Annotated in this window: 9 protein-coding genes and 1 pseudogene; 6 read left to right on the forward strand and 4 right to left on the reverse strand. The window is 67.5% G+C overall.

Annotated elements, in window-relative coordinates; translation table 11 throughout:
* Nucleotides 1-53: 53 nt before the first annotated feature.
* Nucleotides 54-2,720: a LuxR C-terminal-related transcriptional regulator gene (locus tag JHC57_RS17255; RefSeq protein ID WP_294031538.1), complete on the forward strand. Its 2,667-nt coding sequence runs from the start codon at nucleotides 54-56 to the stop codon at nucleotides 2,718-2,720.
* A 45-nt stretch (nucleotides 2,721-2,765) separates the two neighbouring features.
* On the opposite strand, the gene JHC57_RS17260 is transcribed toward JHC57_RS17255, so the two are convergent.
* Entirely contained in the window at nucleotides 2,766-3,506 is a 741-nt protein-coding gene (locus tag JHC57_RS17260) for a helix-turn-helix domain-containing protein (RefSeq protein WP_294031540.1), read from the reverse strand.
* Nucleotides 3,507-3,612: 106 nt separating this feature from the next.
* On the opposite strand from JHC57_RS17260, the gene JHC57_RS17265 reads away from it, so the two are divergent.
* The 5 genes from JHC57_RS17265 to JHC57_RS17285 are packed head-to-tail and all read left to right on the forward strand — an operon-like array spanning nucleotide 3,613 to nucleotide 9,729.
* Entirely contained in the window at nucleotides 3,613-4,530 is a 918-nt protein-coding gene (locus JHC57_RS17265; protein ID WP_294031542.1) for an SDR family NAD(P)-dependent oxidoreductase, read from the forward strand.
* Between the two features lie 10 nt (nucleotides 4,531-4,540).
* On the forward strand, nucleotides 4,541-5,710 hold the full coding sequence (locus tag JHC57_RS17270; RefSeq protein WP_294031543.1) for an acyl-CoA dehydrogenase family protein: 1,170 nt from the start codon (nucleotides 4,541-4,543) through the stop codon (nucleotides 5,708-5,710).
* Entirely contained in the window at nucleotides 5,710-6,918 is a 1,209-nt protein-coding gene (locus JHC57_RS17275; protein WP_294031544.1) for a CoA transferase, read from the forward strand. The genes JHC57_RS17270 and JHC57_RS17275 overlap by 1 nt, the downstream gene beginning before the upstream one ends.
* Nucleotide 6,919: 1 nt before the next feature.
* The gene (locus JHC57_RS17280; RefSeq protein WP_294031546.1) at nucleotides 6,920-8,134 is read left to right on the forward strand and encodes an acetyl-CoA C-acetyltransferase; all 1,215 of its coding nucleotides are present in this window, start codon (nucleotides 6,920-6,922) and stop codon (nucleotides 8,132-8,134) included.
* Between the two features lie 26 nt (nucleotides 8,135-8,160).
* Nucleotides 8,161-9,729, forward strand: coding sequence for an acyl-CoA dehydrogenase family protein (locus JHC57_RS17285; RefSeq protein ID WP_294031552.1), 1,569 nt, complete (start codon nucleotides 8,161-8,163; stop codon nucleotides 9,727-9,729).
* Here the strand turns inward: JHC57_RS17285 and JHC57_RS17290 are convergent.
* From JHC57_RS17290 to JHC57_RS17300, 3 genes and pseudogenes are all read right to left on the reverse strand, one after another.
* The gene (locus JHC57_RS17290; RefSeq protein WP_294031547.1) at nucleotides 9,726-10,889 is read right to left on the reverse strand and encodes an alginate lyase family protein; all 1,164 of its coding nucleotides are present in this window, start codon (nucleotides 10,887-10,889) and stop codon (nucleotides 9,726-9,728) included. The genes JHC57_RS17285 and JHC57_RS17290 overlap by 4 nt on opposite strands.
* A 9-nt stretch (nucleotides 10,890-10,898) precedes the next feature.
* On the reverse strand, nucleotides 10,899-12,134 hold the full coding sequence (locus JHC57_RS17295; RefSeq protein ID WP_294031549.1) for an alginate lyase family protein: 1,236 nt from the start codon (nucleotides 12,132-12,134) through the stop codon (nucleotides 10,899-10,901).
* Nucleotides 12,134-12,537, reverse strand: a pseudogene (locus JHC57_RS17300) (TonB-dependent receptor); the annotation flags it as partial. The gene JHC57_RS17295 and the pseudogene JHC57_RS17300, both read right to left, overlap by 1 nt.

Here is a 12,537-nt window from a genome sequence, read left to right on the forward strand (position 1 = left end):
CTTGCTCCATCAAGCTCAAGACATTAGCCTTGGCACGAATGGGAGGGCGGCGAATGACCATCCAGCCGGGACCGAGGACCGAGATCACCGCCCATCTGCGCGCGGTACCGGGCGGCGGCACCGTAATGTCGTCCGGTCGCCAGTTCATGCCGCCGCGCTTTCCGTCAGACCTGGTCGGCCTCGACGGCCAACGACGCTGGCTCGACAGGCTCGCGGACCGCGAGGCCTGTGTGGTGCAGGCGCCTGCGGGCTATGGCAAGAGCGCGTGGTGCGCGGCGCTTTTCGCCGAAGCGCGGGCCGCAGGCTGGCGCGCAGCGTGGCTGGCGATCGACACGGATGACGATGCGGCTGCCGCTCCGCAACTGTGCCGGATATTCGGCCTCGCGCAAGACGAGGAGACATCTGCGGCGGACATCGCCGATGCGCTTGCCGAGCGGATGGATGCGGCCGACGCGCCACTTCTTCTCGTCGTCGACAATGCCGATCGGCTCGTCAACGCTCGCGCCCGATCGATCTTCGAGCGCCTGATGCGGCACCCGCCAACGCAGTTGCGCCTGCTGCTGGCAAGCCGGGCGCGGCCCGGCATCGCGCTCGACGACGTTGCGGCGCGGGGCATGCTGCTCGCTATCGGTCGCCGCGAACTCGGCCTCTCCGACGGCGATGCGCAGCGCTTTCTTGTGGAGGCGGGCGCGTCGCTCGGCGCGCGCGATGTCGCGGCGCTCAATCGCTTCGTCGAGGGCTGGCCCGCCGCGCTCCGCTTGCTGGCGCGGCAGCCCGACCGGCTCGCGGCGATGGTGTCGGCAGGCCGGTGGGATGCGCTGGCGCACTGTCTCGGGCCGCTGATCGATCCGCTGGTCGACGATCTGCCTCCGCCGGCCGGACAGTTGCTGCGGCGTTGCGCCGTTGCGCCGCGGCTCGACCCCGATCTCTGCCGCTTGCTGGGTGGAGATGGCGATAGCGCAGCGATGCTGCGCGATCTCGATGCCCGGGGCCTGTTTCTGGAGCCGGTCGGCGATCGAGGCTATCGCCTTCACCGGGCCGCGCGTGCCGCGATGGCGCACCGGCTCGGGACGGACGAAGCGGTACAGCTGCGCCGTGTCGCGGGCCGCCACTATGCGAGCCGCGCGATGGCCCGCGAAGCGGTCGACCAGATGCTCGCGTGCGGCGACTTTGCCGAAGCGGCGACGATCGTCGCCGATATCGCCATGGCGATGATCGAACGCGGTGACGCCGCCCGGCTTCTCGACTGGATCGACCGCTTGCCACCCGAAATCGTCGCGGATTCGCCCGAACTCGTGCGCGCTTCACACTGGCTGGCGGTGATCGAGGCCGGTGACCTCCCGCAACCCGCCGCCGACCTTGGCCCCGAGGCGCCGGTGCTGAGCCTGCTCCATCGCGCATTCGGCGGGGACCGGCCCGATGAAGTGATCGAAGCTTGCGACCGGATTCTGGCGGATCCCACCGGGCTGCCCGACTTTGCTGTGAACATGGTTCGCGCGACGCTTGCCTTGGGGGCGTTGCGGCGCGGCCTGTTCGGGCTGGTCCATGATGCGGTGCGGCCGCTGATGCAGCGCGCGGCAGGGCAGACGCTCGACCTTCCGGGCGCGCTCGCCGTGGTTGCCAAAGCCGGAGTGTCGCGCGCGCAGGGCCAGCTCGGCGAGGCCGAACGCCTGTTGCGCGAAGCGAGGGCGCGTTTGCCGGGCACGGGGCTGGTGTCGGCACTGATTGGCGCGTCGCTGGCGCGCTCCTGCTATGAGCGAGATGCGTTCGAGGACGCGGCGGACCTTGCCGCAGGAGCCCTGCCGCATCTCGAACGCAGCGCCTTTCAGGACGCGCTGGTCCATGCCTTTCTCGTTGCCATCCGGGTGGCTGCGGGGGCGGGGCTGGACGATGCCGCCGCCGCGCTGATCGATCGCGCCGAGCTGATCGCCTTTGCGCGCGGCTGGGCACCGCTCAAGGCATTGTGCGTTGTCGAGCGGGCGCGGCTCCGTCTGCCGCAAACGATCGATGCCGAGGCGGTCGTTGCGATCGGCGACGAGGAAGGCGCGGCGCTCGATCCGCTCTCGGCGCCAGCGCGCGCCTTTGCGATCCTTTCCGAAATGCGCGCCTATGAAGCGATCGCGAACGGCGACCGCCCGCGATTGACCACGGTCGCAGAACGGCTGCTGCGCCTCGCGTCGAACGGCGATGACGCCGAACTGCGCGCGACCGCGACGCTGTTCAACATCCTGCCGCAACTGAGCGGTCGCTGCGACAAGATGGTCGAACTGGAAACCGTGCGCTTCCTCAACCATGCCGCAAGCTCGGGGTTCCGGCGGACGATCGTCGACGTGCTCGACGTCACCGGGGTTCGCGCGGTGCAGAATTTCTGCAGCGAAGCTTACACCTCCGACTGTTTTCTCGCCTTGCTGAAACTGGCCGAACCGTCGCGCGGCAATCCGGTGCTCGAGGGAGGGTACAGGGCTGCTCCGGGCGAGGCCTTTTCCTTCCTTACCGAACGCGAGATCGAGATCCTCAGCGCGCTCAAGGCCGGCGAATCGAACAAGGAGATCGCGCGGACACTGCACCTCGCTCCCGAAACGGTGAAATGGCATCTCAAGAATGTCATGCGCAAGCTCAGGGCTGGCAGCAGGGAGGAAGCGGTGGCCAACGCTGCAACGCTGGGGCTGAAACTGATCGAAGATCAGCGCATGCCGCAAGGTCATTTCGCCCCGAAATGATCGCACGGAATCCGGGTGTGCCCGTTTCTCTTCGCCTCGTGGCGGCTATCCGGCCCGGAGCATCACGTCGGACCGCAGGATGAGCAGTTCGGCGCCGAGCGTTTCCACCCCTGCATCGCTGCGCGATCCGGCGACGATCGATGCCGACAGGCAAAAGCCGGGCGCGATTTCGGTGATGCCCGTGGCCACGGTGCACACGCCGCGATGCGTATAGCCCTGATCGACGGCGAAGCCCTTCGCCGCCGCCTCGGCAATCTGGCGTCTGTAGGTTTCGAACGGCAGGTCGGCCTGCCAGCGTACCGCCGCATAGCGGCGCGCCAGCTCGGCGTCGTCCGCCGCCTGCGCCGCCGCGATCGCCCGCCCCGCCGCGCCGCCGCCGAGCGGCTGGCGCTGATCGTCGGCGAGGCTGAGTCGCATGCCGGCATCGCTTTCGGCCCGGGCGACGAGCTGCATGCGGTCGCGCGAGACGATCTTCCAGAGGCCCATCGCGGCTTCCGACTTTTGCGCGAAGGGCCTGAGCAGCGCCGCCGCCGCCTCGACGAGCCGCGCGGCGTGGCTGTTGCGCAGTGCGCCGACCGCCTGCCAGGCGGGTGCCAGCCGATAGCGCTTCGTGCGCATGTCGCGCTCGACCGTTCCTTCACCGACGAGCGTTTTCAGCAGGTTGAGGCAGCTCGACGGGCTCAGCCCGACGCGGCGGCCGACCTCCGAAAGTGTCATCGGGCCCGATTCCGCGAGCAGGCGGAGGATCGCAAAGGCTTGCGAGACGGAGCGTACCGGGCCGGTCATCCGAAGCGGAATATTTTCAGCATAGTGAAAAATCAATTCTTAATGTTGAAATAATGCGAAGGCGCGCATATCGCGCTATCGATTCGAATCGAACGGGAGAACGGCCATGAGCTTATGTCTCGACGGGAAGGTCGTCGCGATTACGGGAGCCGGACGCGGGATCGGCCGCGAACTCGCGCTGCATTGTGCTGCGCAAGGCGCCTCGGTGATCGTCAACGATCCGGGTGTCGCGCAGGCCGGCGATGGCGGCGACGCCGCGCCCGCCGAAGCGACAGCCGCCGACATCGTCGCGGCGGGCGGCAAGGCCTTCGCCAATTTCGGCAATGTGGCCGACCCCAGGGAAGCGACCGGCATTATCGAGGATGCGGTGGCGAAGTTCGGCCGCATCGATGCGGTCGTGAACAACGCCGGCATCCTTCGCGACACCATCTGGCACAAGATGAGCCATGAGGACTGGAAGAGCGTCATCGAGGTCAATCTGACCGGCGTGTTCAACGTGTCGAAGGCCGCGACGCCATGGTTTCGCGAACAGCAGTCGGGCAGCTTCATCCACTTCACCTCGACCAGCGGCCTGATCGGCAACATCGGGCAGGCGAATTATTCGGCGGCCAAGCTCGGCGTCGTCGCGCTGTCGCAGTCGATCGCGCTCGACATGGCGCGCGTCGGGGTGCGCTCGAACTGCATCGCCCCCTTCGCGTGGAGCCGCATGACATCGTCGATCCCCGCGACGACGCCTGCCGAGCAGGAGCGGGTCAGGCGGCTGCAATCGATGTCGGCGGACAAGATCGCGCCGCTCGTCGCCTATCTCGCCTCCGACCTGTCGAAGGATGTGACGAACCAGATCTTCGCGGTGCGCAGGAACGAGATCGCCCTCTTCTCGAAACCGCGCCCCGTCCGCTCGATGGCCAAGCTCGACGGCTGGACGGCAGAGGCGATCGCCGACGAGCTCATCCCCGCCTTCCGTCCCGATTTCGCCCGCGCCGACGAGGTGTCGGCGCATGTGTTCCCCTACGATCCGATCTGAGGAAAAGCCCATGAGCAACGCCGGAATGGACACGGACGTCTTCGACCAGTTCATCGAACAGCTGGGCCGCTATGTGCGCGAGCGCCTTCTCCCAGCCGAGAAGGACATCATCGAGAACGATGCGATCCCCGACGACATCCTGTCCGAGATGCGCGACATGGGCCTGTTCGGTCTGACGATCCCCGAGGAACATGGCGGCGCGGGAATGAACGTCACTCAGTATATCAGGACGATCCACACTCTTTCCTATGCGATGCCCGCCTTCCGTTCGATCATCTCGATCAACATCGGCATGTTTGCCTCGGCTCTGAAGAATGGCGGCACCGACGCGCAGAAAGCCGAATGGCTGCCGCGCGTCGCATCGGGCGAGATCGCCTGCTTCGGCCTCACCGAGCCGGGATCGGGGTCGGATTCGGCGGGGCTTCAGACCACCGCGACGCAGACCGACAACGGCTGGGTGCTCAACGGCACCAAGCGCTACATCACCAACTCGCCCTTCGCGAAGGTCGGCCTGATCATGGCGCGAACGAGCAAGGAGAATCTGCCGAAGAACGCCCATGTCTCGGCCTTTGTCGTGCCCTTCGACGCTCCCGGCGTGTCGATCGGCAAGTCGGACAAGAAGATGGGCCAGTCGGGCAGCCATATCGCCGATGTCGTGATGGACGATGTCCGCGTCGGCGGCGAAGCGCTGCTGGGCGGCGAACTCGGCAAGGGCTTCGCCTATGCGATGATGAGTCTCGACAACGGCCGCATGTCGGTCGGTGCCGCCGCTACCGCCTATGCCCGCCGCGCACTCGACAGTGCGGTGCGCTATGCGACCGAGCGCAAGGCGTTCGGCGAGCCGATCGCCAACTTCCAGTTGATCCAGCAGATGCTCGCGCAGAGCGAGATCGACATCTACGCCGCCGAATGCATGATGGAGGACGTTACGCGCCGCGCCGACGCGGGCGAGAATGTCCTGCGCAAGGCCGCGGCGTTCAAGGTCTTCGCCAGCGAGATGTGCGGCCGCGTCGTCGATGCCTGCGTCCAAGTCTATGGCGGTGCCGGCTATCTCGCCGAATATGATGCCGAACGCTTCTTCCGCGATGCGCGCATCTATCGCATCTACGAAGGCACGACGCAAATCCTGCAGCTTCAGATCGCCAAGCATATGCTGCGCGAATTCGCGGCGGCGAACTGATGTATCAACTATTGTCCGGCCTGTCGGTGATCGAGGCGTCGTCCTTCGTCGCCTCGCCCACGGCCGGGCTCTATTGTGCGCAGTTCGGCGCCGAGGTGATCCGCGTCGACCAGATCGGCGGCGGCCCCGATTTCCGGCGCTGGCCGGTGACGGCCGAGAATAACTCGCTCTACTGGGAGAATCTCAATCGCGCGAAAAAGTCGGTCGCGCTCGATCTGTCCCGGCCCGAGGGGCGCGAGCTGCTGCAGGAACTTGTGCGCGCGACGGGCCAGTTCATCACCAACTTCCCCGTCGACGGCTTCCTGTCGCACGACAGGCTGGCGGAAGGCCGCCCCGACCTGATCACCGTGCGGGTGATGGGTTGGGCCGACGGTTCGCCCGCGCTCGATTATACGGTGAACAACAGTGTCGGTTATCCGATGCTCACCGGAGCCGGGCCTGACCCGGTCAATCATGTGCTGCCCGCATGGGATCTGCTCACCGGTGCCTATGCCGCCTTCGCGTTGCTCGCTGCGATCCAGCGGCGGAGCGTCGGTGGCGAAGGCGGCGAGGTCCGCATCCCGCTGTCGGACGTCGCGATCGGCACCGTCGCCAATCTGGGCGGCATCGCCGAAGTGCTTTACTCGGGCGAGAACCGACCGCGGCTCGGCAATGCCGTGTACGGCCTGTTCGGCCGCGACTTCGTGACGCGCGACGGCAAGCGGACGATGATCGTCGTCGTCACGCCGCGCCAATGGGCGAACCTGATCGCCGCATTGAACCTCGGCGACGCGATCGCCGCGATCGAAGGTGATCGCGGCGTGTCTTTCGCAAAGGACGACGGGCTCCGCTTCGCCCACCGCGACGCGCTCTACCCGCTGTTCGAGCGGGCGATCGCTGCCCGGGGCCATGCCGATCTCGCCGCCGCCTTCGATGCGGGCGGGATCGTCCATTCGCCCTATCGCACGATGCACGATGCGGTGCAGGATCCGGCGCTCGTCGCGAACAACCCGATCTTCGGCGCGGTTCAAAATCCCAGCGGCTTCGCCTACCCCGCCGCGGGCGCCTTCTCGACGATCCCGCAGGCGACACGCGAGCCGCCCCGCCCCGCTCCACGCAACGGCCAGCACAGCGAAGACGTGCTGGCATCGCGCCTTTCGCTTTCCACGGGCGAGATCGCCCGCCTGATCGACGCCGGCATCGTCGGTGTTGCCAAAACCGGAGAATGACATGACCCTTCGCCGTGCCGCTATCGTCGCCCCGATCCGCACTGCCGTTGGCAAGTTCGGCGGTTCTCTCTCGTCGATCGCTGCCGGCGACCTCGGCGCCGTCATCCTGAAGGCGCTGATGGAGCGCACGAAGATCGACCCCGCGCGCGTCGACGATGTCGTCTTTTCGCAGGGCTATGGCAACGCCGAAGCGCCCAGCATCGGCCACTGGTCGTGGCTCGCCGCGGGCTTGCCGCTCGAGGTCCCGGGCTACCAGCTCGATCGCCGCTGTGGCTCGGGGCTGCAGGCGGTCGTCAACGCCGCGATGATGGTCCAGACCGGAATGTCCGACGTCGTCGTCGCGGGCGGCGTCGAATCGATGTCGAACGTCGAGCATTACACGACCGACGTCCGCAAGGGCGTCCGCGCCGGCAACCTGACCCTCCACGACCGCCTCACCCGCGGCCGCGTGATGTCGCAGCCGGTCGAGCGCTTCGGCGTCATCACCGGCATGATCGAGACCGCCGAAAATCTGGCCAGGGATTATGACATCAGCCGCGAACAGGCCGATGCCTATGCTGTGCGCAGCCACCAGCGCGCCGCCGCCGCTTGGGCGAACGGCCTGTTCGACGACGAACTGGTGCCGGTGTCGGTCCCCCAGAGGAAGGGCGACCCGGTCGTCTTCGCGCACGACGAGGGCTATCGTGCCGACGCGACGATGGAATCGCTCGGCAAGCTCAAGGCCCTGGAAGGCGGTGTCGTCACCGCGGGCAACGCCAGCCAGCAGAATGACGCTGCCGCCGCCTGCCTTGTCGTTGCCGAGGACAAACTCGGCGAACTCGGGCTCGAACCCATTGCCTGGTATCACAGCTCGGCCGCTGCGGGCTGCGACCCTAGCCGGATGGGCATCGGCCCCGTTCCCGCGGTCGAGCGCCTGTTCGCACGCAATGGACTCGGCTGGGGCGACATCGACCTTGTCGAGCTCAACGAAGCCTTCGCGCCGCAGGTGCTCGCGGTACTCAAGGGCTGGGGCTGGTCCGACGACGACGGCCGGAACGAGATCCTGAACGTCAACGGCTCGGGCATATCGCTCGGTCATCCGATCGGCGCGACCGGCGGTCGCATTCTTGCCAATCTCACGCGCGAGCTGGTGCGCCGTGACGGGCGCTACGGGCTCGAAACGATGTGCATCGGTGGCGGCCAGGGCATCGCCGCAATCTTCGAGCGCGCCGCCTGAACGTGACCGATCTGCGCCAGGCCCTGATGGCCGCGCAGGCCTATCGCGGTGCGGCGCATGCCGCGCTCGGCGAGCGGCTGGCGGCGCGCTCGATCGACCGCGAGCAGCGCGCCGCGCACGGCTTCGCGTGGGTCGCGACGACGGTCGCGGCACTCGAAGCAACGCTTGCGTGGTGCGAGTCCGGTCAGGATTCGAACCTGCTCGACGCAAAGATTGCCACCCTTGCCTTCGCCGAGGGCATCGGCCAGCTCGTCGGCGGCTTGGCGATGGGGCAGAATGAAATCTTCCGTCCCGCCGACCTCGGTCTCGGCGCGGCGGCGCGGACGCTCGCCGACGCCTGCGTCGCCATCCTCGATGCCGATCATGCCGCGACGCGCGCCGACGTCGCCGCCGCGCTCGCCGAGGGCCGTTGGCCGAGCGAGTCGCTGCACGACGCCGACCTCGATGCGATCCGCGAGCAATACCGCCGCTTCACCGACGCCGCGATCATCCCGAACGCACACGGCTGGCACCTCGCGAACGAGTTGATCCCCGACGCGACGGTGCAGGCAATGGCCGACCTCGGTACCTTCGGCGTCTGCATTCCCGAAGAATATGGCGGGCTTGGCCTCGGCAAGCTCGTGATGTGCATCGTCACCGAAGAATTGTCGCGCGGCTGGATCGGCGCCGGATCGCTCGGCACGCGCTCGGAGATCGCGGGCGAGCTGATCGGCATGGGCGGCACCGACGCGCAAAAGGCCGAATGGCTGCCGAAGATCGCCAGCGGCGAAATCTTGCCCACCGCGGTGTTCACCGAGCCCGATGTCGGTTCCGATCTCGGCTCGCTCCAGACGCGCGCGCGCCGCGAGGGCGATCATTGGGTAATCGATGGCGCGAAGAACTGGATCACCCACGCCGCGCGCTCGGACCTGATGACCTTGCTCGCGCGCACTCTTCCCCAAGCGAAGGGCTATGCGGGCCTGTCGATGCTGCTCGCCCCCAAGCCGCGCGGGACCGAGGCCGATCCTTTCCCCGCCGACGGCATGAGCGGCAGCGAGATCGAGGTGCTGGGCTACCGCGGGATGCGCGAATATGCGTTGCAGTTCGACGGGATGACGGCGCCCGCCGGGGCGCTGCTCGGCGGCGAGGAGGGGCAGGGCTTCAAGCAGCTCATGCGCACCTTCGAAGGCGCGCGCATCCAGACCGCGGCGCGCGCGGTCGGGGTCGCGCGCCGGGCGCTCGAACTCGGGCTCGACTATGCGCTCGCCCGCAAGCAGTTCGGCAAGGCGATCGTCCATTTCCCGCGCGTCGCTGACAAGCTCGCGATGAGTCTCGTCGATTTCGTCATGTCGCGCGAGCTGAGCTACGCCGCTGCGCGCGCCAAGGATAAGGGCAAGCGCTGCGATATCGAGGCGGGTATGGCGAAGCTGCTCGGCGCGCGCGCCGCCTGGTCGAACGCCGACGCGAGCCTGCAGATTCACGGCGGCAACGGCTATGCGCTCGAATATGAGATCAGCCGCATCCTCTGCGACGCGCGCATCCTCAACATCTTCGAAGGCGCTGCGGAAATCCAGGCGCAGGTCATCGCGCGCGGGCTGATCGAGGGTCGGAACTAAAGCCAGAGCAAAGGCTGGCGCACGGGGAAGTTGCGCACGACCTCGCCGATCACCGGGTCGGGGTTCAGGCGCTGCCAGAGGGCGAGCCATTCGTCGCGCCCTTGCGCGAGGCCGCCGAAGAGCAGACTCGGCTGGCGCACCGGGAAGCCGTCCCAATATTCCACATCGGGCGCCAGCGGCCATTTCGCCTTGTCGGCGATATAGGGCGCCATCCATGCGATCGCGCCGCCGATCGACCGGCCGTCGGAGGTCCGCCAGTCGATCAGCTTGCCGCCGCCGAGCAGCCATGCCGAGGCGGCGAGCACGTCGAGGTTGAAGAGCGAATAGGCAAAGGGTTTGGTGCGCGCGAGTTCGAGTGGCTGGCGCCCGTCGGGTGCGATCTGCGTCGGAATGATGGTCGTCTGCAGCCGGGTTCGCGCATCGGCGATTATGTCGCCGCGGCCGAGCAGGGCGGCGAAACTTGCCGCTTGCAACAGCCAACAGGTTCCGTGGTTGTTCTTCTCGTCGCGTTCTTCGATGCCGAAGGGCGAGGTGGTCAGCCAGTCCAGATAGGCAGCGAACCAGTCCTCGACGCCCGCGCGGATTGCGGCGTAGCCGGGTGCTTTCCTTCGGGCGAACAGCGCGGCGGCGCGCGCGACCTCGACGATCTGCAGCGTGTCGATCACCCCGATCGCGCGCCCGCTGTTCACGCCGATGATCGCTTGTGCGTGATCGAGGTCGGGGTTCATCCGCGTCTTCGGATCGACGAACCATGCGCGAAGGTGGTGCATCGCCGCGTCGGCGAAATGCGCCTCGCCGGTGAGTTCCCACATGGCCGCGAGGGCGGGGACGGCGCGGCCGAAAGCGATCAGCGCATCGCGATGGCCGTCGAACTTGTCGGGGTTCGATCGGCCGTCGCGGCGCACATAGGGACCGCCGGGGTTTGCCGGATCGGGCCACCAATAATCGCCCTCGGAATAATAGTCCTGCGGTCCCGCCGGACTGCGCGGCGCGGGGATGGCCGCGATGGTGCGCGGCTCGGCGGTGAGCAGGGCTTTGGCTTGGGGAAGCAGGCGGCGGCGCTCGATCGCGCGGACATCGAATGCGCCGGGCCGCGAACGCGCCCATGCGGTGGGCGCGGCGAGCATCGCGGCGGTGAGCAGGGCACGGCGGGCAATCATCGGCCGTCCTTACGGGATGCGGTAGCGCAGCAACAGGTCGCCGCTGACCGTGCGCGGATATGCGCCCGGCCCCCACGCCGAATCGGCGCGGACGAGCAACTCGTCGAGCGCGGCTTCGGGCCAGACCTGTTCCCTGTACGGCCAGTCTGCGGCGCGGCCGCGCCAGGCGGCGACATAGTCGGTCGCCCTGCGGAGCGAGCGGCCCTTTTCTTCGGCGCGGTAGAGGTCGATCCCGAGGCATGCCGCGCTGTCGGCAACCGTATAGGCGGCAGCAAGTGCGTAGAGCGAATAATGGAAACTGCGCGTCCGCGTCAGTTCCCTGGGCAGCGCGCCCGACGTGTCGACCTGCGGTCCGATCCGCACCTTGGGGAAGGCGGTCACGATTTTTTGCGCGACGTCGGGCCGCCGCGCGAACAGCGCGAAGCGCGCGACCTGCGCGTCATACCATAGGCCGTGATTGTTCGACGCCTTGCCCTCGGCCTTGCCGTTCGGGCTTTTCAGCATCCAGTCGAGATAGCGCGAAAACCAGCCTTCCAGCGCTCTTGTCTCCTCGGCCGTCAGCGCGCCCGACGGGCCGATCAGCCCCGCGGCATCGATCACGTCGATGAAGCCCGCGCCGTCGAGTACGCCTTCGGGGCGGCCGTTCGAGACGCCCGGCACCGCCTGCGCGAAATTCATGTTGGGGTTCATCGCCGTCTGGGGATCGAGGAACCATGTGCGGATCACGCGCGCGGCGCCCTCGGCATATCCGGGCTCGCCGCTGTAGAAATAGGCAAGCGCGAGCGTGTCGGCTTCGCGCGCCATCCGGCTGAGCGCGGTGCGGTCGAAGCGATTGCTTCCGATATCGGGATTGGTGTCGCCGTCGCGGCGCACATAGGGTCCCTTCGGGTTCGCCGGATCGGGCCACCAGTAACGCGCAAGGCTGACATAGTCGTGGCGGTTGCCCGACACGGGGATGCTGCGCTTGTCCATCACCGACGCGGGCCTGACTTCGAGCGCCTTGTCGGCCTGTGCGATCAGGCTCCGGTAGGCGACGGCGAGCGCCGGATCGGCGGCGAGCGCCGCCTTGATCGCGTCGAGATCCTGCGGCCGCAGCGTGAAGGTGCGGCGCCCGCCGAACGCCGCCGCATAGCCTTCGTCTCCGTTGCAGACGGCGGCCGGTTGCGACGAAGCCGCCGCCGCGGACGGGAAGGTCGCGGCGGCGGTGGCCAGGGCCAGCGGGAGGAACGCTCGCCCGCGCCGCATCAGAGGCGGACCCGGAAGCCGAAGAAATATTGCGGGCCGCTGCGCGACACTTCGGCGATGCTGTCGTATCCGCCCTTGTACATGATGTCCTGCGTGTTCGTGACGTTGAGCGCCTGCAGCTTCAGCTGGACATTCTTGGTGAGGTCGTACTGCGCCGAGAGGTTGAGGTAGGTGCCGCCACGGATCTCGCGGTTGGTGCCGCCGTTCGGCTTGTAATAGCCCGAGCGGTAGCGCAGGTTCGCGCGGAGCGAGAGGCCCCATTTCTCGAACCACACCGATCCGCTTGCGGTCCATTTCGACAGTCCGATCAGGTTCGCCGGGTCGACATAGTCGGCGATCGGCGAGGTGTCGGGATATTCGAAATTGGCGAAGGCGCGGTTGACCGACCCCTGGATGCCGAAGC

It is taken from the genome of Sphingopyxis sp. (genome assembly GCF_016463645.1).
Lineage (GTDB): Bacteria > Pseudomonadota > Alphaproteobacteria > Sphingomonadales > Sphingomonadaceae > Sphingopyxis.